This is a genomic window from Grimontia kaedaensis (genome assembly GCF_023746615.1).
GTDB lineage: Bacteria > Pseudomonadota > Gammaproteobacteria > Enterobacterales > Vibrionaceae > Enterovibrio > Enterovibrio kaedaensis.
Genome location: NZ_CP082275.1, coordinates 768162 through 791859, shown reverse-complemented (window position 1 = coordinate 791859; position 23698 = coordinate 768162). Strand labels below are relative to the sequence as shown.

Here is a 23698-nt window from a genome sequence, read left to right as displayed (position 1 = left end):
GATTAGTTTTCTTGACCTTTTACCGCGTTCATTACGGCTTCGCCGAGCTCGTCTGGGTCGAACTTCGGAATGAATGCATCAGCCCCAACTCGCTGTACCATCGCTTCGTTGAAGACGCCACTGAGAGAGGAGTGCAATACTACATGAATATCTTTGAGGTTAGGATCTTTTTTAATTTCAGTTGTTAAGGTGTAACCATCCATCTCTGGCATCTCAATATCAGAGATGACCAGCGCTAGATCGTTGATGGTCCCTTCAGCGGCCATTGCCTGAAGTTTGTCCAGTGCATCTCGTCCATCATGCGCCAGCACCACATTATAACCAATGGTTTCCACCGCACGCTTCACCTGACGACGGGCAACACTTGAATCATCAGCAACCAGTACCGTTGTTGGATCTGAACTGCCTTCTTCAAATACTGGTTTGTTGGCCAGCACTTCCTCACTAATATCTTCGTTCACCGGTGAAATCTGGTTCAGAATTTTCTCTACGTCGAGAATTTCCACCAATTCACCTTCAATTTCAGTGACGGCAGTCAGGTAATTTGAGCTACCAGTACCTTCAGGAGGCGGCAAGATCGCTTCCCAGTGCATATTCACGATTCGCTCAACGGAGCCAACCAGGAAGCCCTGAGTTGAACGGTTGAACTCTGAGATAATGATAAAGCGATTTTCTGGGTCAGTGATAGGCAATCCGCCTGTTGCCAGGCTCATATCAATCACTGAAATGGTTTGTCCACGAATGTGTGCCACACCTTTAACCAGCGGGTGCAAATTTGGCATGGAAGTCAGTTTCGGGCACTGGAGTACTTCCTTTACTTTAAAAACGTTGATGCCGTAACGCTGCTTACGCATCAAACGAAAGGTCAACAGCTCTAAGCGATTTTGTCCGACCAGTTGCGTACGCTGATTGACCGTATCAAGAATCCCCGACATAAGATAAACTCCATATTGCCCTGTTTTTGTTATCGTATTGCAGCAAGCACCTTCGCACTCACCCGCATCTTGGCATGCGAATTGAAGGAATTACTGCATCTAAATTCACCATACTAACCAATATGTGACATATGTGTTATCAAAGATTAGTCTGGCTCTTTATCGGCACGTTTCTGTGTAGCTTTAGCTCAATTATAGCTGCTGCACCGTCAAGTCAACTCGACGCAGTCAAAGAAGCAGCGCAAGCACATGTAGAAGGCCTAATCACTCCACCCGAATATGGCAAGCTTGAGGTACAAGCTGGTAATCTGGACAGCCGACTTCAACTCTCTCACTGCCCTTCACCACTAGCCACTGATGTTCCCGGAAGACAATCACTCAATAAAAGTGTCACCGTAATGGTGAGCTGTAAAGAAGATGGTTGGCAAGTTTATGTACCGGTGCAAATTAAATTGCTAACGCCAGTTGTTGTCGCAAGGCGACCGCTGGACAGGGGAATGACGATAGCAGCTGACGATCTTATCGTTCAGCTAGTCGATGCCCGTTTTCAGCGCGGACAAACTTACACTGATGGTTCAACGATCGTCGGTTCGCGCATCAAGCGTGTAGTTGGTATAGGTGAACCAATTAGCGGTAACGACATTTGCATGGTCTGTCGTAATGATGAGGTGATCATCACTGCGTCAGGTAGTGGACTGAATATAATTGCAAAAGGTACAGCATTAAGTGACGGTGCTCTCGGTGAACAAATTAAAGTCCGCAACCGCAAATCCAATCGTATAGTCGATGGTACAATTACCGCAGTCGGTCATGTAATCGTAAAATTCTAACTAAATGCAATTAAGTGCTAAAGTTCATAGTAATGCGGCCGATACTGTGAGCAACAGAAGGTTCGGACAGATATAAGGCTTTATTATGGCAAGTATCGATCACCTGCGTTCTGGTCAGCCATTGAGCACGAACAGAAGCAACCAAAGCAAGACGCAAAGCACAGCCGCTGAAAGCGGTTCTGCTGGCGAAGTGCGTAATCATCGTGGAGATGCATTCTCTATGAGTGACGAAAGTCGCGCGATTGGCGCCCTCAACCAGCAGATGGCTAGCGAAACACATTTTGACAGCGCAAAGGTAGCAGCAATCAAAGCAGCTATTGCAAACGGCTCATATAAAGTGGATGCAGACCGACTGGCTGCAAACATCATGAAACACGAAGATGATCTTCGTGGTATGAAGTAAGCTTGCATGTCTGAAGCACTCTCTTTCGAGCAACTTCTTCAGGCACAGGCTGAAAACGTTGATGCGCTGCTTGAAGTTATGGAACAAGAAACCTCGGCGATCGCCTTAAGAAAGGCGGCTGACATTGATGCCTGCGCGAAACAAAAACTCACTATAATCCAAAACATCCAGTTGAGAGATGCCCAATTAGCAAAATGTCCCGAGCTCCAATCGCCTTCTGAAGAACACCTTACAGTCATCTCACACATCAAAGCATCGCTAGAAAATTGTCATCAGGTGAACGAGGCCAATGGCGTTGCGCTTCAACGTGCACAGCTCAGCATGCACAAGCTTCGTAATCTCTTTCAAGAAGCGGCAGGTAATAGTGAAATGACTTATGACAGCGAAGGCCAGGCATCAGGCAGTCGAACGCTGGGCACCAATGTAAAAGCTTGATCCTCCCAATAATTCAAAAAGAAAGCCGCTCCATCGAGCGGCTTTTTTACATTGGTTTGAGACTAGAAAATGATCGCGTCGTCTCTTGGCACGTGGTGAGATTCTCCATAATCTGACATCTTCTTCATCTTACGCAGGTTCAGTTGTAACTCAGTCACATAGCTGTCGCCCACTTTGTAGCTGGCAATTACCTCTGCCGCGCGAATAATCCCGTCCGATGCACCACGGGTTCTGTCATGACCCAGCTGTTGGTCATCTACCTCTGTCAAACCGCTCACTCGAATACCGTACACTTGCTCGGACAGTTCTTTATAAGCTTCCAGTTTGGACGCTCGCATCGCACGGAACTGCTTTTCTTCTTCCGTTTCACCACGCTGGGCGCTGATAGAAGCCGTTCCAACAGCAGTGAGCAACTCGTCAGAGCGAATGGTGGTAATAGGTTGGCAAGCAGTCAACATCAATAACATTGCCAGTGATAGCCAAGTCTTCATATTCACTCCAGAATTACGGTTTCAAAATGATAGTGTCTGAGGGGTGCTTACGCTGGTCACCACGGATGATCACGCCATCCTGAATACGAACCTTGCGCAATGTATCAATGTCGCGGCCAATTCTGTCCGCTGGCAAAAAGCCCTGTGCCGACGCCACGACCACACGTGATCGCATGCCAACAATACGGGCATTAACTAATACGCCACCACCTTGACGCAACATGGTCCCAGTCAATACATAATCAATTTGCTGCTCAGGATGCAGCTCTTTCCAATCGCGGCTCAGTGAAAAGTCACCATCTTTCGTCACTCGGATAGTACCGGTGTTCTTAAAGTCGATGACAGTAAACCCGCGACGTTGCATTTGATAAATCATACCCTCGGTGACAGAGTTCCCCAGCCAGTTGGTTTCATCCATCTCTTCCACATCAACAAAGGACACGACAGCCATAGGCGTTCTGGCAGTCAGGTAGTTGTTGGTCTCCAGCAGCTCTTCCGCCAAACCGTCCATAAAGTAATCCAATGTATGTCTTGGGGTTTGCTGCAACAGAAACTCGCTCCCCGAATACGGCTCTTTACCGTTGTAGATCGGGTTATAAGCGCAAGATACGGTTGCTAGACTGAGTAATATCACTATCCAGTTTTTCATTGTCGTCTGGCTCCGGACACGATTTAGGACTGACCTGTTACTCTCTAGGGAAAAAGCCCAGTCCACTATTCATCCCTCTTTCGGGAACATTATTTGCATTGAGTGGCTATATTCTCGCTTTATTGGCTAACCACCTTGCCGCTTTTTCAGCGATGTTATCTGGTCTAGCAATTTTTATACCTACTATTGGAAACCAAGGTTATGCGCAAAAGAATCATTAAGCCTCTCGTCGCTTGTATCGCGCTGGCATCGGCCTCTATCAACGCTGCATGGTACGAAGTGACTGGGATTAGCACGGTTTTAGAAAGCAAAGAGCAGGCAAGAGAAAGAGCCTTGGAAGATGCCATTTATCAGGCCCTAAAATTTTCTGGGGCTGATATTGCTGGCCTCACAAGCGTCCGTCCTTACTTGAAAGAAGTGAAAGAAGACTATCTTTTCAGCGGCGATGAAATTCGTCATATTCAGGTGCTTGAAGCGAAGGAGAAAGGCGGTGTCATGAAATTGACAGCGCGTATCGACATCTATCCGACGGCAAATGCTTGCCACAAGCATCAATACAAGAAAGGCTTGGTGTTGGGACGTTTTGATATTTTGTCGCCTCAACATGCAGCGTTAGGCGGCATTTTCCAATTCGGGGACGACTTCACCGTTTTACTTCAGCGTCAATTTGAAACCCAAGCGCAGAGCTTTGTGGTTCAGGGCATTACCCCTTACTCCATTTCTCCCGCACAGCCTCACATGGCCACAATGGTGGCGGAAGATACTGGCGCACAATATCTGATGGTCGGCACTATCACCGACATGACAGCAACGATTGATCAGAAAGTGCTGAGAAAAGATCAAACCAACAGACAGCTAGCTTTGTCTATTGATGTGATTGATGGAAAGTCCGGTGAAGTGATTTACCAGAATATCTACAGAGACATTGCCTCCTGGCCTTTTGAGCGTCACAGCAAAGTGGACACAAAAACAGCGCGTTTCTGGGCATCTCCTTACGGTGAGATGGCCCAGCGTATGAGCCGTAATATCCTGCTAGATCTTGAAAGCAACTTGGCATGCCGCGCTACAACCCCAGAGGTCGTTTCGATCAATGGGCAAACCGGGCAAATCAATGCCGGGCGTATTCATGGAGTGAAACACGGCGACGTTTTAGCGCTATGGCACAACGCTTCTTTCACCGACCAATACGGCATTCATCGTACACAGATGAAAAAGAGCGAGATAGAGCTCTCCGTAACCCGAGTCTATGAGAGCTCGGCAGAAGTTGCGGTCTCCCCGGTCGAGCTTGCTCCAAGCATTCAGATCGGCGATTTGGTAACCAAATACACTCAATAAGTCCTTTAAAGCCTTAACGTTACGGCACAATTGGGTATACTAATCATCCGGCGTTGATATTCTTCACATCAGCGCCAACGCTCCCATAGCTCAACAGGATAGAGCAGTCGCCTCCTAAGCGATCGATCGGGGTTCGAGTCCCTGTGGGAGCGCCATTTCAAATTCCCCGCGTTTCATTTTGTTTTTATCCCCCTCCACCGAATACAATTTCTTGCCATACACCCTAACTGATCACCCGCCTCTAAAGTAGGTGGTTTAAGACTGACAAAGAAAAACGGGCCACAAGGGCCCGCTTTGGAGATAAGGACAACGTTCTAAGAGATTAGAAGTAGTACTCAGCACCGATCAGGATGTTAGTACCGTCATTCTTCTCTTCGCTACCATTCATGTCATAGGAACGCACGTCCATGTACAGGTAAGTGCTTGGCAGCAAGTAACCTAGGCGACCAGTAATTGCTTGTGAATCGTCGTCGTTACCCAGCTTAGATTCGCTAGTTGCTGCGTAGCCAGCTTTCAGAACCCAAGTACCATCGATAACGTACTGAGCAGTTGCAGAGTATGCGTCTTGGTCATCGCCGGTTACGCCATTTTCCATCATCTTGTAAGCTGCTGTCAGGGTTACATCGCCCAGGAACATGCTACCGCCAAAGATTGCATAGGAAACATCGCCAGCGTCAGAAGTAGAACCTTCAGTAAAGTCAACTACACCAGTTTCTTCGTTGAACTTGTAAGAGTCCGCTGTAGTCACTGTGTAGCCTTTTTGATCATAGTAACCAGCGTGCACACTGAACAGGTCTTGAGAGTAAGAAGCTGCCACACTCGCTACCAGAGCGTCAGTGCTTGAACCCATGCCGCTTAAAGTAGCTTGGAAGTTGAAACCACCCCAAGTTGCAGAATCGTAACGGAAAACATTATTTGCGCGGTCTTCATACTTAGCATCGATTGCGTTGTGCCAGTCAAACACGTTACCCAGACCTGGGTTCGAGTGTGGCCAGTCAACATAGTTGTATGCTGCAACTAGCTGACGACCAAATTTGAAGCTACCAACACCATCAAAGTCCAAACCCAAGAAAGTGTCACGCATACCGAGTGCACCGTAATCGGTGTTGTTAGCGTCGCCACTTTCAATTTGCCAGATGAAGTCAGGGCCGAAGTCGTCAAATGCTACGCGACCTTTGAAACCAACACGAGACTCAATAACAGCTTGCGCCGCACCATCACCTACTTCTGGATTAGTGATGTGCATGAAACCTGCTGCTTGACCGTAAAGCTGAACAGCTTCGCCATGTAAATCAATTGCTGCATTTGCAGTACCTGACATAGCAACAGCTGCAACAGCCATACCCAAAAGAGAACGTTTAAAAGTCTTTTCCATGGAAAACTCCTTAAATAATTATTTCACCGGTAGAGAGTCAGGCTTGCTTTTAGTTGGCCGCCGAAAGCAAGTGGTACCGGGTTTGTTTATTGATGTAATTTATCAACGGGGAGAAGCTTAATTCGGAACGACAAAAAAAAAATCCGTATCTGAATGAAGTTTGAATTGGTTCAAAATTAAAAAGTAAAACGATAAAAAAACTTATTAAACAATTACTTAAAGAACAAAGAAAAACATAAAAGAAGGTAACTTTTATCTAAGAAGGACTAATGGAGATATAGATCACGCTAATTTTCAGAAAAGAAAAACGAACAACTCACACTTCAATTTTCTCAAGGACAATTAGTCGATCTGGTTCGCATTCACGTGCGGAGCAACACTATTTAAAAAGACAAAAAAAGCCCTGTCACTGAGACAGGGCCTGCTAGATTTTCTTAAAAGTGCTTACTATTGCGCTTCGCGCTGCGCGATAAACTCTAAAGCTTGTCCAATTCGGGAAACAACACGTGCTTTGCCAATTAGATTCATTACCGCATCAACTGATGGTGATTGACCCTGGCCTGTTACCGCAACACGAAGTGGCATACCCACTTTACCCATCCCTAACTCAAGCTCACTGCAAACGTCAGCGATAAGTTGATGGAGATTTTCAGTGTTCCACTCTTCAATAGACTCAGCTTTACTTAGTGCCAACTCTAAAGCTTCTTTTGCCACAGGACGAAGATGCTTTTTCGCAGCACCCGCTTCAAACTCTTCGAAGTCTTGATAAAAATAGCGACATTGTTCAGCCAATTCGATCAGAGTATTGCAGCGCTCACCAACAAGCTTTATCACATCAATGATAGTTGGGCCGTTACTAACATCAATCTCTCTAGCATCAAGATGCCACTGCAGGTATTTCGCTACATACTCTGGCTCAGACGTCTTGATGTAATGGTTGTTCAACCAAAGCAGTTTATCCGTGTTGAAAGCAGAAGCCGACTTACTAACCGACTCAAGGTTAAACAACTGAATCATTTGATCTAGAGAGAAGATTTCCTGATCACCGTGAGACCATCCCAAGCGAACAAGGTAATTCAGCAGTGCCTGTGGGAGGTAACCGTCATCTCGGTACTGCATCACACTCACTGCGCCATGGCGTTTTGAGAGTTTTGCACCATCATCACCCAGAATCATTGAGCAATGTGCGAACTCTGGTACTGCCGCACCAATGGCTTTATAGATGTTAATTTGGCGAGGAGTATTGTTAATGTGATCTTCACCGCGAACAACCTGAGTAATACCCATGTCCCAGTCATCAATGACCACACAGAAGTTGTATGTCGGGCTGCCATCGGTTCGGCGAATAATTAGATCATCTAACTCACTGTTTGCTATTTCGATGCGGCCACGGATTTTGTCATCAAAAACCACAGAGCCCTCTTTCGGGTTGCGGAAACGAATACAAAATGGAGATTCTTCCGTTGCAGCTTGATTTGCAGCCAGTACTTTTGGGTGATTTGCGTCGTAGCGTGGTTTTACGCCTGCTGCCATTTGCTCTTCGCGGATTTCATCCAGCAGTTCCTTTGGCGCATAACATTTGTAAGCTTTGTCTTCAGCAAGCAGCTGATCTACAACCTCGTTATATCGGTCGAAGCGTTTAGTTTGATAGTAAGGACCTTCATCCCAATCAAGTCCCAGCCACTCCATGCCTTCAATGATGGCATCGATAGCTTCTTGGGTTGAGCGCTCTAGGTCAGTGTCTTCAATTCGAAGTATAAACTCACCACCAGCGTTTTTGGCACAGAGCCAAGAGTACAGTGCGGTACGCGCACCACCTACATGCAAGAAGCCTGTTGGGCTTGGAGCAAAACGAGTTTTAACAGTCATGTTAATCCTATAACGTTCGGCGTTGTAAAAAAGAAATGATGGTTTCCGATTGGCGCATATTGTAAGCGCACTTGGTGGCGGGGACAATCACTGTCAATGAAGTAAACCTAGAGGAAATTATTTTCTTACTGGCAAATACAAAGAAGGAACAAACAAGATAAATATGCGAGCAATATCTTATTTTTCATCGAAAAATGTAAATCTTTCCTAGCATAAGTATGAACCACATAACAATTAGTTAGGAGAGCACGATGAAAAAGCTATTGAGCATAATCGCAGTAGTCGGACTGACATCAACTATAAGCATGTCCGCAAACGCAACCTCTTGGGCTACACAGGCTGGTCCTTTAGTGATGTGTGAAAAGTCTAATGGCGAAGTAGAGTATATCCCTACCCTGCTTTGCAGAACCAGCGGTGGCAGTTTTGATAAAAACTTAACCAATCAATGGTAAATTGCAGGCAAAGCCCTCTTAGGAGAGGGCTTTGCCTTTTGAAAAATTAAGAACGAACGTTTTCAACCGCCCATTGAAGGAATTTTTTCTGCTCTTCAGCGCTCAGGCGAATAAAGTCAGCTTGCAACAGTATAAGGGACTGTTCGTTAGACAACGGAGCAGATGCTTGTTTGGCTGGCTGAACGGCAACTGGTTCTGGTTGAACATATTGCTCTCCAGCAGCTAAAGACGCAGCATATGTATTTGGCGCGACAGCAATTCCCTGCTTGTAATTGAACTTAGCCACTTCACGCTCATAGTCGCGTATCATGCCTGGACCACGCGGAAGCACTGCCTGCTGAGAAGAAATCTTAGTGCCGTTTTTATCTTCTAGTGAAAAAGAAGGCTTCTCATCGAATTTTTTAGCGTCATTTAGTTTTGTTATTGTCTGAGAAGGTGACAATAGAATGTCTTTATCAGCGGTATTAAATGTCACCACTATAGGGTCTGACTTGAACTTTTCAAACTCAGAACCTTTCTGAACCAATTTAGAAACGCGAACAACTATTTGGTTATTCCCATCTTCCAAATCAAATGAACGATGTCCCACGATGGTAATTGGAAGTTCTTCACCATTTACAACCAACGCTTCTACATCTTTGTCTAACTCAACAAATACTGCTGCTGACGAAGTAAAGGGAACCAAGCTACCAAGAAGTAATACCGAACTAAAAAAACGCTTCATACTGCCCTCCATGAAAAAAGCGAGCGCCATAGTGACGCTCGCGTTGATATTACTACAAATGCCTTATAGCTTAGAAGTAGTATTCTGCGCCGACTAGGATGTTAGTACCGTCATCTGAATCGTCTGCACCGTTGAAGTCGTAGCTACGTACGTCAACAAACAGGTAAGTGCTTGGCAGCAAGTAACCAAGACGACCAGTGATTGCTTGAGAACCATTGTCTGCGCCATCAACATCTGAAGTTGCCGCGTAGCCTGCTTTAAGTACATAAGTACTATCGATTACGTACTGTGCAGTTGCAGAGTATGCATCTTGGTCTTTGTTAGTCAGGTTGTTGTCCATGGCTTTCCAAGCAGCAGTCAGTGTCAGGCTGTCCAGGAATACGCTACCACCCACGATGGTGTAAGAAACGTCACCTTTCTTATCCGCGCCGTCCATGTAGTCAGCTTGGTTGTAGTAACCAGCATGAACACTAAACATGTCTTGAGAGTAAGAACCCGCGATGCTGCTCACAAGCGCGTCAGTTGTTGAACCCATGCCGCTCAAAGTAGCTTGGAAGTTGAAACCACCAAAGCTTGCTGAGTCAAAACGGAATACGTTGTCTGCACGGTCAGAGTAAGAAGCGTCAATCTTGTTGTGCCAGTCAAACACATTACCCAGACCTGGGTTTGAGTGAGGCCAGTCTACATAGTTGTATGCTGCTACCAGCTGACGACCGTATTTGAATGAACCTACGCCGTCAAAGTCGAAGCCCAGGTAGGTATCACGCGCACCAAGTTGACCGCTCTTGGCTGAGTTGTCAGCGTTACCGCCTTCGATCTGCCAAATGAAGTCAGGACCGATTTCGTCGTAAGCAACACGGCCACGGAAACCAATGCGTGATTCGATAACTGCTTGAGCTGCACTATCTTTACCCGAAGCTTTTGGGTTAGTGAAGTGCATGAAGCCTGCAGCTTGACCGTACAGCTGAACTGCATCGCCAGCCAGTTCAATTGCTGCATTTGCGCTACCAGAAACTGCAGCAAGAGCTACTGCTGCACCCAGTACTGAACGTTTGAACATTTTTTCCATGGAAAATAACTCCTAAAAGGGATTTTTCAGAATTCCAAGTCATCGCCGTTATGGTTGGCCGCCGTAGCAATGACTCGTTTATTCGATTTTCCAAAACGACTCAAATTCATCGCTTTAGATTTTTTGTCACCGATTGAACTCTCCCTCAACCGATGAGTCTCAGACTACTTTCACCTGAAAAAACATCAACGAGAACTTTATTTGTTATTAAAAAAATATGACTCGGTGCAAAGTTCCATCCATGTTCGTGATCGAGATCCCTTATTTAGACAAACACATAAAAATAAAAACATAAATCATTAAATATCAATTACATAAATAAATATTGCGGTCAGTAAAAACACTAAAAACACTGTATTGAGATCGTTATCACATATTCATTTCTGAGACATTAAAATGAATTTCCAGTCGTTTTAATGGTCAAATTTCACCTCGTGAAATATCTGAAACGGATCGCAAAAGCGCTTGGGGCGGGGTATAAAAAACGCCAGCATGATGCTGGCGTTTGTAGAGGGTTTGTATTTAATGGAATTAACGTGACAGCAATCTCACCATTCCGTCTTCATCTAAAATTTCAATACCAAGTTGCTGCGCTTTAGCCAACTTAGAGCCAGCTGCTTCACCTGCAATCAAGAGATCGGTTTTTGCAGAAACACTGCCCGTCACCTTTGCTCCCAATGCTTGTAGAGCTGCTTTTGCATCGTTACGGGACATTTGCGATAGGGTTCCGGTCAATACAACGATTTTACCCGCCAGTGGTTGAGGTTCATTTTCGTCTCGATGTTCAATGGCAGGCCAAGTGATACCACTTTCAAGCAATGCATCAATAACATCTTTGTTGTGCTCTTCATTAAAGAAGTTCACAACATGTTTAGCGACTATGACACCCACATCCTGTACGTCGACTAACTGTTCTTCTGTCGCATCACGAATCGCGTCGAAGGTGGAGAAGTGGTTAGCCAGGTTTGCTGCTGTTGCCTCTCCTACTTCCCTGATACCCAGAGAGTAAATAAAGCGAGGCAGTGTGGTTTCTTTAGCTTTAGCCAGTGCATCCACGAGGTTTTGTGCGGATTTTGGTCCCATACGGTCGAGCATAGTCACTTGTCCCGCTGTAAGCTTGAACAAGTCCGCAGGTGTGGTGATCAGTTCTTTCTCAATTAACTGCTCAACAATTTTGTCTCCAAGCCCATCGATATCCAACGCTTTACGAGAAGAGAAATGCTTAATGGCCTCTTTGCGTTGTGCACGGCAAATCAAACCACCGGTACAGCGAGCAACGGCTTCTCCTTCCACGCGCTCAACATGAGATTGGCAAACTGGACAGGCATCAGGGAATATCACGTCTTTTGCATCATCAGGGCGACGACTATCCACGACGCTAACGATTTGCGGGATCACATCGCCTGCACGGCGAATAATGACGGTATCGCCAATCTTTACGCCAAGGCGCGCAATCTCATCCGCGTTATGAAGTGTGGCGTTGGAAACGGTTACCCCGCCGACAAACACAGGCTCCAGTTTAGCAACCGGCGTGATAGCACCGGTGCGACCAACCTGAAATTCGACATCTTGTAATACCGTTATTTCTTCCTGAGCAGGGAACTTATAGGCAATAGCCCAGCGCGGCGCTCGGGCGACGAAACCTAAACGCTCTTGTGTATCAATGGCGTCAACTTTGATCACCACACCATCAATTTCATACGGCAAGTCATTGCGACGCGCGCCGATATCCTGATAGTAGGCTTTGACGTTTTCGATGCCTTCGACTTTTTTGACTTCCGGACTGAGTGGAATGCCCCAGGTTTTCAGTTGTTCTAAACGACCGATATGGGAATCACCAAACGCTTCGGACATCACACCCACCGAGTAGGCATAGAAACGAAGGGGACGGGTTGCGGTAATTTTTGGATCTAGCTGACGAAGGCTTCCTGCCGCGGCATTGCGCGGGTTCGCAAAAGCTTTTTCACCTTTTTTGATGTTTTTTTCGTTAAGTTTTTCAAAGCCTTCCTTAGGCATGAAGACTTCGCCACGCACTTCCAAACGCTGAGGCCAGCCTTCCCCTTGAAGCTGCAAGGGAACATTGCGGATGGTACGGACATTGTGAGTGATGTTCTCACCTGTCGCACCATCACCACGGGTAGCGGCTTGTACCAGAACACCATTCTCATACATCAAGCTCACTGCCAGACCATCCAGCTTAGGCTCACAGCTGAAAATGAAATCACCTGAGATGTTCAGCCTGTCCTTCATGCGCTTTTCAAACGCTTCAAGCTCTTCACCACCGAAGGCATTGTCGAGAGACAGCATTGGAATTTCGTGACGCACCTGTTCAAAGGCACCTAAAGGCGCACCGCCAACACGCTGGCTTGGCGAATCTGCCGTCATCAACTCTGGATACTCGGCTTCTATCGCCAGCAGTTCTTGCATCATGCGGTCATATTCCGCATCCGGAAGTTCCGGTTTGTCTTCGACGTAGTAAAGGTGGCCGTGATAGTTAAGCTGCGATTTCAGCGACTGCAGTTTTTGTTGAATTTCCGTGGTCATCAATGCTGCCTAGTTTGCTTCACCACTTTTTAGTGGCTTGGATATTGAGAATGTGCGCCAGTATACCCGAACTCCCACAAGGCGCGAAAATACCGCTTGTTGATAATGCATCCATGCGATTATGATGCTGTCAGATTTATCATTGAGTGACACCATGAAGGGTAACGCATTAAGACACAACGGCAGTTTGGGCACTTTGCTCGCGTTGCTGCTTGTCTTTTTTTCGCTGCCATCATTCGCGGCAGACTCTGTCGCTAACAGCGCTCACTCGAACTGTCTGGTGGTCACTCAGCATGAAGCCCAGACATCAGCACAAGATGCGCTCACTTCGTTAAATGCTGAGCACCGGGCGCCAGCCAAATCGCTAACACCAAGCCGATCCACCTTACTCAGAAACGGCTCCTGGCTGCCAGAAAGGCTCGCCAACACTGAACCTGAATATGAACTGGTTATCGAGCTGGCAAACGTTGCCACTTTGCTTGATTACTATCATTACGACGACACTTTCAGCCACTGGCACGACTGGACTCGCTCTCCCCCAGCGACCAGGCACCGTATCGCTGGCTGGAAAGATTCCAATCTGCAATACCGGTTCATTTCTCAAGCTCAAGCCTGAACTTCAAATCCAAGCTGATTTCCATCGGCGCACTAAACACGTCCACGCAGTGGACTAAAGATTTGACGTATTTGCCGTAAATGCTTTGCGGTGACGAGCGAGAGCTATGCAAAAAACAACTCAAAAAAGAACAGGTCGAACGACTCTGTTAAATCACTATCCTGCATGGAAATACGTGGTGCTGATCACCACCATCATCATCATGCTGTTCAGCGCCCTGCCGTCTTGGTTTGGCGAAAGCCCGGCTATCATGATTTCCCACAAAGGGAATACGCCATCAGCTGTCGCGATCAAAAGCATCTTGGATAACAAAGATGTCGACGTGACGCGTATTGACCAGCAAGGTAACAAAACCACCGTGGTGCTTGGCGAATCATCGCAACAAAATGCGGCTAAGCAGATTTTGGCAAAACGTATGCCGGAAGATGATACAGTGACACTGGCCATGGTGCCAGCAGCACCAGCTTGGCTGCTGGAGATGGGTTTCAAGCCAATCAAGCTTGGTCTTGACCTTCGCGGCGGCGTGCAGTTCCTGCTGGATGTCGACATGCAGCAAGTTTTCCATGCTCATGCAATACAAGCCGCTGATGCGGTCCGCGAGCACGCGCGCGAGCTTCGCGTCCGCGGTGTGCGCGTTCAGGTTAATGGTGAAGGTGACTTAAAAGTCGTTGCGCCATCCAGCGCCTCTGAAGGCGAACTGCGCCAATTCCTCCGCGATCAATATCCGCAATGGGAAGTAAAAGGCAGCGGTGACAACACCCTGACCATGAGTTTGAAAGAAGCGGAAAAGCAAACGCTCACTAACCTAACTGTGCAACAGAACCTGCAAACCATGCGCTCTCGTATTGAGGAACTCGGCATCACAGAAGCAGCAGTTCAACGTCAGGGCGAACACCGCATCCGCATCGAACTGCCAGGCGTTCAAGACCCAGCCGCCGCCAAAAACGTGATTGGCGCAACTGCAAGTCTTGCGTTCTATGAAGTGGTAAGTGATTACAAACCCGGCTCTATGGTGATCCCAGAGCAAAACGGTCGCCCGGTGCACGTTAACCGCAAACCGGTTCTGTCAGGTGAGCACATTGTCGATGCGCGCGCCAGCATGGGTGAAATGGGAATGCCGGAAGTGAACATTTCGCTGGATTCAACCGGCGGTAAGAAAATGTCTGACTTCTCAGCGCAGCATATCGGCAAACCTATGGCGACGGCTTACAGCGAATACAGCCGCAATGCAGAAGGCAAAACCGAGCAAGAAACATCCATCATCAGCGTGGCGACCATTCAGTCTCAGCTGGGTAACCGTTTCCGCATTACCGGCGTCGGCACCCTGCCTGAAGCGCAGGATTTGGCGTTGCTGCTGCGTGCTGGCTCTCTCACTGCACCAGTAACCATCGTCGAAGAACGCACCATTGGTCCTTCTTTAGGTGCTGAAAACATTCAAAACGGCTTTGCGGCGCTGGCAATGGGGATGGGTTTAACCTTGCTGTTTATGGCGGTGTGGTACCGCAAGCTTGGCTGGGTTGCAAACCTCGCCCTTGTCGTCAATATGGTGATGCTACTGGGTCTGATTGCCTTGCTTCCTGGCGCAGTACTCACGCTGCCAGGTATCGCAGGTCTAGTGCTTACCGTCGGTATGGCGGTGGATACCAACGTGCTGATCTTCGAACGTGTAAAAGAAAAAGTCCGTGAAGGAAGAAGCCTGGCTCAGTCGATTGATTTGGGTTTCAGCAGTGCATTCGCCACTATCCTCGACTCTAACATCACCACACTTATCTCAGCGGCAACCTTGTATGCCATTGGTAATGGCCCTATCCAAGGTTTTGCTCTGACACTGGGCTTAGGTTTGTTGACCAGTATGTTTACCGGAATCTTCGCGTCTCGCGCAGTGATCAATCTGGTTTGGGGTAGAGATTCACGTCGCGGTGTGAGGGTATAACAATGATTACGATGCAAAACGCAACAAAACTTCGCCGTATTGGCAGCCTGATTTCCTGTGTACTCATGGTACTTTCTATCTTTACCTTGAGCACCAAGGGCCTCAACTTCGGTCTCGACTTTACCGGCGGTATGATCAGTGAAGTTCAACTGGACTCAACGCTGACTGCCAACCAAATTCAAGACAAACTGGAAGCTGCGCTCAAACAGCCTGTGACCGCGGTGTCAGCCGGTGAAGCCGGTGATTGGGTACTTCGTTACGCCGCGCCGGAGAAATTGAGTGAGCAGCCTGAGCTCAAGCCTATCCTTGAGTCTTTCTCACAAACTATCGAGATGATTAACGTCAGTCTGGTCGGCCCACAAGTCGGTCAGGAACTGGCAGAACAAGGGGGATTGGCTGTGCTTATTACCCTCTTGGTGATTCTGGGTTACCTGAGTTTCCGCTTCGAGTGGCGACTGGCATCCGGCGCACTGCTGGCACTGGTACATGATGTCGTTCTGCTACTGGGCTTTTTCTCTATCACAGGAATGGAGTTCAACCTGACCGTGTTGGCAGCACTATTGGCCGTGCTGGGTTACTCGCTGAATGACTCCATCATCATCTCTGACCGGATCAGGGAACTGCTGAAAGCGAACGTGACCGTACCAATCGCAGAGCTCAACAACCGCGCGATTGCTTCTACTATGTCCCGCACTCTCATCACCTCAGGAACCACACTGATTTCTGTTGGGTCACTGTGGCTGTTGGGAGGAGAGCCGCTATATGGTTTCTCCATCACTATGTTTATCGGTATTGTCGCCGGCACCTGGTCAACCATGACGGTCGCGACCATTATTCCGGAAATGACGAATCTGCGCCCCGAACATTACATGCCAACACCGGTGTCTGACGCACCATAAAGCCTTAAATTCCAAGCCCGCTTCTGCGGGCTTTTTATTTTCAGCCGCTAGATTTAGGTCTTTTTAGGAAAATCCAGTGAACTCTGACTTGGTTTGCTCACTCAAAGAATGGCAGCACAACTTGCAATCGAGCTTGAAGCTCAACAGAATGCTTTCAGAAACCAGAAGACATGTTTTAGGCAATGCAGACAAAATCGGCAAAACTTCGCGCGCAGTGGGCGCTCACCTTTGTATGGTGGGTCGTGTTCGTGTGCCTGTCGCAAAATGCCGGGTTGTTTAACGTATGCCCACAGAAAAATCTCAATGCTTCAGAGCTTTCACAAGAAAGTACACAGATAAAAGACAGTGCCGCAGCCGGTGATTGCGAGTTAACAGAACAACTTTTGTCCTCATCCAAAATTGGCTGGGAAGATATCACGCTGTCACTGTTTGTTTGGGTCTTGCTGTTCTTTGGCTTTCTGCCGTTAATACGTTTAAAAACCGACGCCCAAACGGAGCCGATACACTCCCCCTACCGTTTACATCTAAAACTCTGCGTATTCCGAGAATAAGCCAATCGACTTTCACCCAGTTTCGATTGAATTATTTTAGGAATGGTAATGAAAAACACTTCAAGATTTTTTAAACAAGCACAATGGCTGATTGGCATTCTGTTGCTTGTTGTGTGGGCAATAGTTCCCGCACACGCCCAGACACCGGATACCGGATGGCTGACGAATCCTGCTCACCCACCGGTCAAAGCCCGCATTGCGCTGACTGGCAATGCCAATGAATCAACCAACGCCGTTGAAGGATTTCTGGAAATCAACCTCTCCGGCGACTGGAAAACCTACTGGCGCTCCCCCGGAGAAGGCGGCATTGCGCCAAGTCTAAATTGGCAAGCATCAGACAACATCAAAGATGTGGACTGGCAATGGCCAGCTCCACAACGCTTCGATTTGTTAGGTATTGATACGCTAGGCTACACAGGCGATATCATTTTTCCCATCACGCTATACGTTGATGACATCAACAAACCAGCAAACTTTGCAGGTACGTTAACGGTCTCTTCCTGTACCACTGTGTGTGTGCTCACCGACTACGAGTTTGAACTGGCATTTACACCAGAGAATCTAACACCCAATGCAGAGTTGCTGCACACGCATGCGCAGGCCGCTAGCCAAGTCCCTAAAGCATCACCTCAACTGAAAAATATCAGCGCGGTATGGGATGATACAAAACAGCAACTGCAAGTTTCTGCGAGTAAAGCTGTCGATTGGCAATCACCCGACATCATTGTTGATGGCAGTTCGGACGCACTAACCGATGTGGCTTTTTCTGTGCCGACAATTTCAGTGAATGGCGAGACCGTCACCGCTACCTACTCCGCCAGCAGTTGGATGGGAAAACCTGCGCTGGCAGATGAAGCTATAAAGCTCACCTTTATCGATAGGGATTTTCTGGCTGAGCATGAAATCTCGGCAAAGGCGGGAACCATTGTTGAGTCAGTACCCGATTTTTCCTTTGCGTCTGCCATTGCCTTCGCGCTGCTAGGCGGGCTTATTCTTAATATCATGCCTTGTGTGTTGCCGGTGCTTGGCCTAAAACTCAGCACCGTGATTACCGCTCAGGGTCTGGCGAAAATACAAATACGTAAACAATTTCTTGCCTCAGCGGCGGGTATCTTGTTTTCATTTTGGCTACTCGCTGCCTTCCTGCTCACCCTCAAACTCACTGGTAACGCGATCGGTTGGGGCATTCAATTCCAAAGCCCGCTGTTTATCGGTGTGATGGTGGCGATTACGACGCTGTTTGCTGCCAACATGTTGGGATTATTCGAGTTCAGGCTACCCTCTTCGGCTAATACTTGGCTGGCAACCCGGGGCGATAACTCCTATGTGGGGCACTTTACCCAGGGTATGTTTGCTACATTACTTGCTACCCCTTGCTCTACGCCGTTTCTTGGTACCGCGGTTGCGTTCGCTCTCACCGCATCAACCCCAACCCTGTTTGCGATTTTCTCAGCGCTAGCTGTTGGTATGGCGCTGCCTTGGTTGCTCGTTGCCGCAATGCCTTCCCTAGCAACGAAATTGCCAAAGCCAGGCGCATGGATGAACCGAGTGAAGTGGTTATTTGGCTTTATGATGCTTGCAACCAGCATCTGGCTACTCACATTACTGGCCAATCATTTATCGCTGCTTTGGCTTATCATCCTGAGCTTCATCGTCATTGCCTTTTTCATCACCAGAACCCACAAAGTTCACGGTAAGAAAACAGCAGTAATCGTCAGTGGCGTGGGCATTTTACTGACAGCTGTAACGATGGTAACTGCAAGCCTTACAGCCTCTAAATGGGTGACGCCTCTGCCACCTGATTTGGCATGGCAAAAGCTCGATGAATCGCGGATAGCGCAAGAAGTGAATGCAGGAAACACCGTGTTTGTGGATGTCACTGCAGATTGGTGTATCACCTGTAAAGCGAACAAAATCGGTGTTTTGCTGCAAGAGCCCGTCTACTCCAGACTTCAGGCCGAAGATATGGTGACATTCCAGGGTGATTGGACTTCTCCCAACGGTTATGTGACCGACTATCTGCGTAAATACGGCCGCTATGGTGTGCCTTTTAATATTGTTTATGGCCCAGCAGCACCAGAAGGCATCCCGCTCCCTATCGTGCTGTCGAGTGAAGATGTCATTCGTGCCATCAATCATGCTAAAGGAGGTTGAAACCATGGACACTCCAAAAGACAAGAGTAAATGGAAACAGCCCGGATTCTGGATAAAGGAAATCCTGACACTGGTGATCTTGTTTTCCGTTGTTTCATTCTCTGTGGATATTTGGCGCAGCCAAGACATGCCGAACGAGCAGTTGCCAAATGTTGCCTTACAGGATCTTTCAGGTGAAACCATAGATTTGGTCGCGCTAAGTGAAGACAAGCCCGTGGTTTTGTACTTTTGGGCCACATGGTGTGGCGCATGCAAATTTGTGACGCCAACCGTGGATTGGTTAGCGGAAGATCATGAGGTCGTCTCTGTTGCGATCACTTCAGGCGCAAATGATCGTGTCGCGGCCTACCTTCAACATCACGACCTGAAATTCGCCACCATCAACGATGAGCGAGGATCTTTGTCCGGTATGTGGGGCGTGCGCGCGACACCGACCATAGTGATTGTTAAAGACGGCAAAATCGCATCTATTACCACCGGTATCACCACACCACCCGGTTTATTGGCTCGCCTTTGGTTTGCCTAATGCATTCGAGATTTGGATACATCATGAAAAACAAAATGACTTCCCTGCTTGCGCTGATTTTTTTAGCGCTCTCTGCTCAAGCTTTCGCTGAAAAAAACACCCTGACCACGGAACAGGAAAACAAGCTTTCCGACATTGTCACCATGCTTGAAAACCACCCTGCGCTTATCCCAGGGCTTCACCAAAGCTTGTCCGCATATCTGTCTCAACAGCAGCAGTTTGATGCGGTTTTAAAGGAAAACCACGCCTACCTCTATGACAATCCAGCACATCCACAGTTTGGTGGCAAAGACGCAGAGCTGGTGATCATCAACTTTACCGATTACAGCTGTCCTTTCTGTAAAAAACTGGATCCCGTGCTCCACGAAGTTGCCAAGAATAATCCGCCAGTCAGAGTCGTCAACATTCTGGTTCCCCTGAAAGAAATGCATGGCTTACTGCCCGATGTAAACTCGGCAACTCTCGCCATCAACGTTTGGAACCACGATAGAGACAACTACCTGGATGTTCACCAGTTGCTATTGAAGAAGCCAAGCGCACACGACCTGCGCTCGGTGAAACGCGTAGCGAAGGAAACAGGTACTGACAGGTTTGCAGAAAACGATGCTCAAACAGGTGAAATGCTGGAAAAAAACTATCAGCTTTTCAGTCAGCTTGGACTTCGCGGCACACCGGCAATGATCATCGGCGATCAAGTCGTTCCGGGCTATCTGCCTGAAGATAAACTGCAGGCGATCATCGACCAACATCTGGAAAATTAAACGCCTCTGAGAAATACCTCTCAAACAAAAGTGCCCAGCTCTCGATTAGTGATATGTATTCCTGATCAAGCTGGGCATTTTTCATATCTATGAAAAATCGAAAAACCTTTTTCGAGCCACCTTTAATTTGTAGAAACCGACAAAATCCCGCCGCCTAATTTTCAACCAAATCAGTGTGTAATAACAAAAAAGCAACAAAAACAACCAACACTGAGAGGAAACAACATGTTACGCACTCGACTACTCCCTTTGGTGGCAGTGGTATCGGCGACAATACCTCAACTCGCCTTTGCACACGGCTATATGGACTACCCACCTGCACGTCAGGAAATTTGTGACAGCGACGGTGGCTACTGGGAATCGACTGACGGCTCAACCATCCCGAACGCCGCTTGTCGCGCTGCTTTTAAAGAGTCTGGCTGGTATCCATTTGTTCAAAAGCCGGAGTTTGCCAAGCTCGTTTCTGATTTCACCAATCAAGCAGCTGTTGAAGCCGGAGTACCAGATGGCGCGCTGTGTTCTGCGGGTGACCCGAAAAAAGCCGGTATCGACATTCCCTCTTCTGAATGGCAAGCCACACCCATTGACCCAAGCTTGAACGGTAAACTGACTCTGCTATACCGTGCATCAACTCCCCACAATCCAAGCTTCTGGAAATTCTACCTCTCAAATGACGCCTACAACTCAGCAACTGATGCATTGAAATGGTCAGATCTGGATTTGATTGCGGAATTTGGCAATGTACCCGTTGTGATCATCAACGAGAAAAAGTACTACCAAATGACTATTACCCTGCCAACTGACCGCACTGGCAACGCAGTGCTTTATTCACGCTGGCAGCGCGATGACCCAGCAGGCGAAGGCTTCTACAACTGTTCAGACATCAGCTTTGGTGGCGACATCGTTGTTCCGACATGGCAAAGCCTTGGTGCAGCAGTCAAAGCAACTGACGACGCCAATAGTGGAGATACCGTCTGGTTCCGTGTTTTCGATGGAAGTGGGACAGAAACCGTGTTCGAAAAGCTCGCTATTGACGTGACCAACCAAGATGAAGCGGTTTGGGCAGCTCAGTTAGCAGATATAATCAACAATGGTTCGACTGGTGTTCGCCTAGGTAAACTATCACAAGACGGTTTGGTGTCTTGGGACAACGCCGATCTTTACGGCAATCTGGTTTACGTGAAAGACCAAAACGCTACCTTTCAGCTTGATATCAAACGGGAAGTCCTGAACAACGCACCAGTTCTCAACGCTCCACTAACGGTGAATGTAGAAAGCGGTCAATCTACTCAAATTGCTGTTTCAGCAACAGATGCTGACAACGATGCTCTGACATTCAGTACCAGCAAGGGCACTGTGACAGCAACTGGCAATGATGCAACCATCGGTTACATTGCGCCAGCAACTACTACCGATCTCAACGACACAATTACTGTGACAGTCACTGACGGCACAGCGAGTGCTCAGGCTGTGATCAGCGTAAACGTTAAAGGCAGCGGTAACACGGGCGGTGAAACAAACTGGGATGCGAACGCAACCTATCTGGCTGGCGATAAAGTGACACACTTTGGTGTGACGTATACGGCACAGTGGTGGAACAAAGGTGAGGAGCCGGGAACGTCTTCCGCATGGGTCGCGGACAAAGATGCTGGCGACCAAGCCTGGAACAAAGATATTGCCTACAGCAGCGGCGATACTGTGGTTTATGAGACGAAAACCTACAAAGCCAAATGGTGGACCAAAGGCGATCTACCAAAGAATGGCGGGCCTTGGGCGGAAGTGAAGTAACACACGCTACCAATGTAGCTGATATAAAAAACGCCCCTATAGGGGCGTTTTTCTTTGTTCTGTCAGAACTCAATCAGGCGTGTGCATGAAACTGCTTAATTTTATCGCGGTAACCATCAAGACGCTGTGGTGTCATCATATTGCGGTTATCGTCTGTCACCAGACCACCAAGCTGATCAGCAACTTGTTGGGCAGTTTGAAGCATGAGCTTAAAGTTCTGCTCGGCTTCACCGTAACAAGGCAACGTCATAAACAGAGTAATGCCCGGTGTGGTGAACTGATGAATCGTTGCCAGCGGAAAGCTACCAGGGTTAAACATGTTTGCTGCACTGAACAAAACTTTGCCTGTACCAGCCAAATCAGCATGACGATGGAAGATTTCCATCTCACCGAAAATCATACCGTGCTGTTCAAGGCAGTTAATCAGCTCTTCGCCATCAAACTCACTGTTGTTGGCAGCCTGCACATTCATGATCAGCACTTGTTGCTCAGGCTCTTTCGGTGCTTTCTCTTCAACCTCTGCCGCTTCTTCTGAAACAGTGTCAGTCGCCTCTTTCTCTTCAGCCAGCGGCGCAATAGCTTCTGGTTGTGCAATCACAGGTTCAGCAATCGTCTCAGAAAAAGCGTTCTCTTCCTCAGGCGTTTGAATAGATCGCACGGGAGAATCAACAACCTTATCAGCCTCATCCGAATCTGCTGCTGAAAAGACCGGTAATGGCAAATCGTCTTCTTTTTCCTTTGCAGGCGTTTCTTCTGTCTGTCCTGCAAATAAAGGATCGACCTCCGGCTTTTCACCGAAGTTGAGACCTGGCTCTTTGCGCTCAGTTTTAGGCTTGTCGCTACTACCAGACTTGATCACTCGAACTGAACCAATACCGTCCTGATCAAATCCTGTCTCATCTTTTTCTCTTAATTTACCAATTGGCTTTTCGCCAAACTTCGCGGGCTTTTCCTTACGGCTTGTCCACAAGCCATGAAGCAACAACGCGGCGATAGCCACCGCACCCAAAATGATTAAAACAAGGCGCAATTCCTGCATCATTTAATCTCAGCATTTATCCAATTAACGACGAGAGTCCGCAAGCGGTTGTGACCTATCTAAACACCTTGGTACAACCTTTGGCAATGTCGCACATACAAATTGCTGACTACTGTACCAAAAAGCGTATGAAAGTTAACGTCCATACCGCGAGAACACTGAAAAAGTCACTGTTCTGACAGTGAAAACGCACCCGATGCGCATTTTCACTCACTTCACTATGCTGTTTGACAATGACGCGGTTCAATAATTCACCAGTGGCGTAAATTGCCATTATCTGGTCTTAGACGTTAATATTCTCTCATCACGAGGCATCGATA

22 protein-coding genes and 1 tRNA gene are annotated in these 23698 nt (G+C 47.6%); 14 read left to right on the top strand and 9 right to left on the bottom strand.

Annotated elements, in window-relative coordinates; all coding sequences use genetic code 11:
• Window positions 1-2: 2 nt before the first annotated feature.
• A complete protein-coding gene (locus K6Q96_RS03865) occupies window positions 3-935 on the bottom strand; it encodes a chemotaxis protein CheV (RefSeq protein WP_251877932.1) in 933 nt (310 codons plus the stop codon).
• A gap of 131 nt (window positions 936-1066) precedes the next feature.
• Between K6Q96_RS03865 and flgA the strand changes: the two genes are divergently transcribed.
• The 3 genes from flgA to flgN all read left to right on the top strand — a co-directional run bounded on the left by flgA (window position 1067) and on the right by flgN (window position 2603).
• Window positions 1067-1765: a flagellar basal body P-ring formation chaperone FlgA gene (gene flgA / locus K6Q96_RS03860; protein WP_251877930.1), complete on the top strand. Its 699-nt coding sequence runs from the start codon at window positions 1067-1069 to the stop codon at window positions 1763-1765.
• Between the two features lie 85 nt (window positions 1766-1850).
• Window positions 1851-2168 (top strand): flagellar biosynthesis anti-sigma factor FlgM, encoded by a 318-nt coding sequence (gene flgM / locus K6Q96_RS03855; protein ID WP_251877928.1) that lies wholly within the window; start codon window positions 1851-1853, stop codon window positions 2166-2168.
• Window positions 2169-2174: 6 nt separating this feature from the next.
• Complete coding sequence (flgN, locus tag K6Q96_RS03850) at window positions 2175-2603, top strand: flagellar export chaperone FlgN (RefSeq protein ID WP_251877925.1); 429 nt, start codon at window positions 2175-2177, stop codon at window positions 2601-2603.
• A gap of 62 nt (window positions 2604-2665) precedes the next feature.
• Here the strand turns inward: flgN and K6Q96_RS03845 are convergent, their stop codons facing one another.
• On the bottom strand, window positions 2666-3094 hold the full coding sequence (locus K6Q96_RS03845; protein ID WP_062663020.1) for an LPP20 family lipoprotein: 429 nt from the start codon (window positions 3092-3094) through the stop codon (window positions 2666-2668).
• A gap of 13 nt (window positions 3095-3107) precedes the next feature.
• A complete protein-coding gene (locus K6Q96_RS03840; RefSeq protein ID WP_251877923.1) occupies window positions 3108-3743 on the bottom strand; it encodes a FlgO family outer membrane protein in 636 nt (211 codons plus the stop codon).
• Between the two features lie 201 nt (window positions 3744-3944).
• On the opposite strand from K6Q96_RS03840, the gene K6Q96_RS03835 reads away from it, so the two are divergent.
• Window positions 3945-5078 (top strand): flagella assembly protein FlgT, encoded by a 1134-nt coding sequence (locus K6Q96_RS03835; RefSeq protein WP_251877921.1) that lies wholly within the window; start codon window positions 3945-3947, stop codon window positions 5076-5078.
• Between the two features lie 79 nt (window positions 5079-5157).
• A tRNA-Arg gene (locus tag K6Q96_RS03830) sits at window positions 5158-5233 on the top strand.
• Window positions 5234-5400: 167 nt separating this feature from the next.
• Here K6Q96_RS03830 and K6Q96_RS03825 read toward each other — a convergent pair.
• Together K6Q96_RS03825 and gltX are read right to left on the bottom strand one after the other, a co-directional pair.
• Complete coding sequence (locus tag K6Q96_RS03825; RefSeq protein ID WP_251877919.1) at window positions 5401-6453, bottom strand: porin; 1053 nt, start codon at window positions 6451-6453, stop codon at window positions 5401-5403.
• Window positions 6454-6900: 447 nt separating this feature from the next.
• Window positions 6901-8322: a glutamate--tRNA ligase gene (gene gltX, locus K6Q96_RS03820; protein WP_251877918.1), complete on the bottom strand. Its 1422-nt coding sequence runs from the start codon at window positions 8320-8322 to the stop codon at window positions 6901-6903.
• A gap of 251 nt (window positions 8323-8573) precedes the next feature.
• Here gltX and K6Q96_RS03815 point away from each other — a divergent pair, with 251 nt between their 5' ends.
• A complete protein-coding gene (locus K6Q96_RS03815) occupies window positions 8574-8774 on the top strand; it encodes a hypothetical protein (RefSeq protein ID WP_251877916.1) in 201 nt (66 codons plus the stop codon).
• A gap of 46 nt (window positions 8775-8820) precedes the next feature.
• On the opposite strand, the gene K6Q96_RS03810 is transcribed toward K6Q96_RS03815, so the two are convergent.
• From K6Q96_RS03810 to ligA, 3 genes are all read right to left on the bottom strand, one after another.
• Entirely contained in the window at window positions 8821-9498 is a 678-nt protein-coding gene (locus K6Q96_RS03810) for a YccT family protein (protein WP_251877914.1), read from the bottom strand.
• A 70-nt stretch (window positions 9499-9568) separates the two neighbouring features.
• Window positions 9569-10567: a porin gene (locus tag K6Q96_RS03805; protein WP_251877912.1), complete on the bottom strand. Its 999-nt coding sequence runs from the start codon at window positions 10565-10567 to the stop codon at window positions 9569-9571.
• A gap of 531 nt (window positions 10568-11098) precedes the next feature.
• Window positions 11099-13111: an NAD-dependent DNA ligase LigA gene (gene ligA, locus K6Q96_RS03800; RefSeq protein ID WP_251877910.1), complete on the bottom strand. Its 2013-nt coding sequence runs from the start codon at window positions 13109-13111 to the stop codon at window positions 11099-11101.
• A 154-nt stretch (window positions 13112-13265) separates the two neighbouring features.
• On the opposite strand from ligA, the gene K6Q96_RS03795 reads away from it, so the two are divergent.
• From K6Q96_RS03795 to K6Q96_RS03760, 8 genes are all read left to right on the top strand, one after another.
• Window positions 13266-13727 (top strand): hypothetical protein, encoded by a 462-nt coding sequence (locus tag K6Q96_RS03795; RefSeq protein ID WP_251877908.1) that lies wholly within the window; start codon window positions 13266-13268, stop codon window positions 13725-13727.
• Window positions 13728-13833: 106 nt separating this feature from the next.
• Window positions 13834-15660 carry a protein translocase subunit SecD gene (secD, locus tag K6Q96_RS03790; RefSeq protein ID WP_251877906.1) on the top strand — a complete coding sequence of 609 codons (1827 nt, stop codon included), beginning with the start codon at window positions 13834-13836 and terminating at the stop codon, window positions 15658-15660.
• Window positions 15661-15662: 2 nt separating this feature from the next.
• Entirely contained in the window at window positions 15663-16559 is an 897-nt protein-coding gene (secF, locus tag K6Q96_RS03785; protein WP_251877904.1) for a protein translocase subunit SecF, read from the top strand.
• A 182-nt stretch (window positions 16560-16741) separates the two neighbouring features.
• The gene (locus K6Q96_RS03780; RefSeq protein ID WP_251877902.1) at window positions 16742-17110 is read left to right on the top strand and encodes a hypothetical protein; all 369 of its coding nucleotides are present in this window, start codon (window positions 16742-16744) and stop codon (window positions 17108-17110) included.
• Window positions 17111-17158: 48 nt separating this feature from the next.
• Window positions 17159-19264, top strand: coding sequence for a protein-disulfide reductase DsbD family protein (locus tag K6Q96_RS03775; protein WP_251877900.1), 2106 nt, complete (start codon window positions 17159-17161; stop codon window positions 19262-19264).
• 4 nt (window positions 19265-19268) lie between these two features.
• On the top strand, window positions 19269-19790 hold the full coding sequence (locus K6Q96_RS03770) for a protein disulfide oxidoreductase (RefSeq protein WP_251877898.1): 522 nt from the start codon (window positions 19269-19271) through the stop codon (window positions 19788-19790).
• A gap of 23 nt (window positions 19791-19813) precedes the next feature.
• Window positions 19814-20551 carry a DsbA family protein gene (locus K6Q96_RS03765; RefSeq protein WP_251877896.1) on the top strand — a complete coding sequence of 246 codons (738 nt, stop codon included), beginning with the start codon at window positions 19814-19816 and terminating at the stop codon, window positions 20549-20551.
• A gap of 225 nt (window positions 20552-20776) precedes the next feature.
• Window positions 20777-22339, top strand: a complete 1563-nt coding sequence (locus K6Q96_RS03760) for a lytic polysaccharide monooxygenase (protein WP_251877894.1) — start codon at window positions 20777-20779, stop codon at window positions 22337-22339.
• A 73-nt stretch (window positions 22340-22412) separates the two neighbouring features.
• On the opposite strand, the gene zipA is transcribed toward K6Q96_RS03760, so the two are convergent.
• Window positions 22413-23381: a cell division protein ZipA gene (zipA, locus tag K6Q96_RS03755; RefSeq protein ID WP_251877892.1), complete on the bottom strand. Its 969-nt coding sequence runs from the start codon at window positions 23379-23381 to the stop codon at window positions 22413-22415.
• Between the last annotated feature and the right edge of the window lie 317 nt (window positions 23382-23698).

What these genes read in the sequence shown, in the direction of transcription:
- ligA (WP_251877910.1), bottom strand. Translation starts at nt 13,111, where the DNA reads ATGACCACGGAAATTCAACAAAAACTGCAGTCGCTGAAATCGCAGCTT.
- K6Q96_RS03765 (WP_251877896.1), top strand. Translation starts at nt 19,814, where the DNA reads ATGAAAAACAAAATGACTTCCCTGCTTGCGCTGATTTTTTTAGCGCTC.
- secF (WP_251877904.1), top strand. Translation starts at nt 15,663, where the DNA reads ATGATTACGATGCAAAACGCAACAAAACTTCGCCGTATTGGCAGCCTG.
- K6Q96_RS03845 (WP_062663020.1), bottom strand. Translation starts at nt 3,094, where the DNA reads ATGAAGACTTGGCTATCACTGGCAATGTTATTGATGTTGACTGCTTGC.
- K6Q96_RS03780 (WP_251877902.1), top strand. Translation starts at nt 16,742, where the DNA reads ATGCAGACAAAATCGGCAAAACTTCGCGCGCAGTGGGCGCTCACCTTT.
- K6Q96_RS03825 (WP_251877919.1), bottom strand. Translation starts at nt 6,453, where the DNA reads ATGGAAAAGACTTTTAAACGTTCTCTTTTGGGTATGGCTGTTGCAGCT.
- K6Q96_RS03865 (WP_251877932.1), bottom strand. Translation starts at nt 935, where the DNA reads ATGTCGGGGATTCTTGATACGGTCAATCAGCGTACGCAACTGGTCGGA.
- K6Q96_RS03795 (WP_251877908.1), top strand. Translation starts at nt 13,266, where the DNA reads ATGAAGGGTAACGCATTAAGACACAACGGCAGTTTGGGCACTTTGCTC.
- zipA (WP_251877892.1), bottom strand. Translation starts at nt 23,381, where the DNA reads ATGATGCAGGAATTGCGCCTTGTTTTAATCATTTTGGGTGCGGTGGCT.
- K6Q96_RS03770 (WP_251877898.1), top strand. Translation starts at nt 19,269, where the DNA reads ATGGACACTCCAAAAGACAAGAGTAAATGGAAACAGCCCGGATTCTGG.
- K6Q96_RS03815 (WP_251877916.1), top strand. Translation starts at nt 8,574, where the DNA reads ATGAAAAAGCTATTGAGCATAATCGCAGTAGTCGGACTGACATCAACT.
- flgA (WP_251877930.1), top strand. Translation starts at nt 1,067, where the DNA reads ATGTGTTATCAAAGATTAGTCTGGCTCTTTATCGGCACGTTTCTGTGT.
- K6Q96_RS03805 (WP_251877912.1), bottom strand. Translation starts at nt 10,567, where the DNA reads ATGGAAAAAATGTTCAAACGTTCAGTACTGGGTGCAGCAGTAGCTCTT.
- secD (WP_251877906.1), top strand. Translation starts at nt 13,834, where the DNA reads ATGCAAAAAACAACTCAAAAAAGAACAGGTCGAACGACTCTGTTAAAT.
- flgN (WP_251877925.1), top strand. Translation starts at nt 2,175, where the DNA reads ATGTCTGAAGCACTCTCTTTCGAGCAACTTCTTCAGGCACAGGCTGAA.
- flgM (WP_251877928.1), top strand. Translation starts at nt 1,851, where the DNA reads ATGGCAAGTATCGATCACCTGCGTTCTGGTCAGCCATTGAGCACGAAC.
- K6Q96_RS03775 (WP_251877900.1), top strand. Translation starts at nt 17,159, where the DNA reads ATGAAAAACACTTCAAGATTTTTTAAACAAGCACAATGGCTGATTGGC.
- K6Q96_RS03760 (WP_251877894.1), top strand. Translation starts at nt 20,777, where the DNA reads ATGTTACGCACTCGACTACTCCCTTTGGTGGCAGTGGTATCGGCGACA.
- K6Q96_RS03810 (WP_251877914.1), bottom strand. Translation starts at nt 9,498, where the DNA reads ATGAAGCGTTTTTTTAGTTCGGTATTACTTCTTGGTAGCTTGGTTCCC.
- gltX (WP_251877918.1), bottom strand. Translation starts at nt 8,322, where the DNA reads ATGACTGTTAAAACTCGTTTTGCTCCAAGCCCAACAGGCTTCTTGCAT.
- K6Q96_RS03835 (WP_251877921.1), top strand. Translation starts at nt 3,945, where the DNA reads ATGCGCAAAAGAATCATTAAGCCTCTCGTCGCTTGTATCGCGCTGGCA.
- K6Q96_RS03840 (WP_251877923.1), bottom strand. Translation starts at nt 3,743, where the DNA reads ATGAAAAACTGGATAGTGATATTACTCAGTCTAGCAACCGTATCTTGC.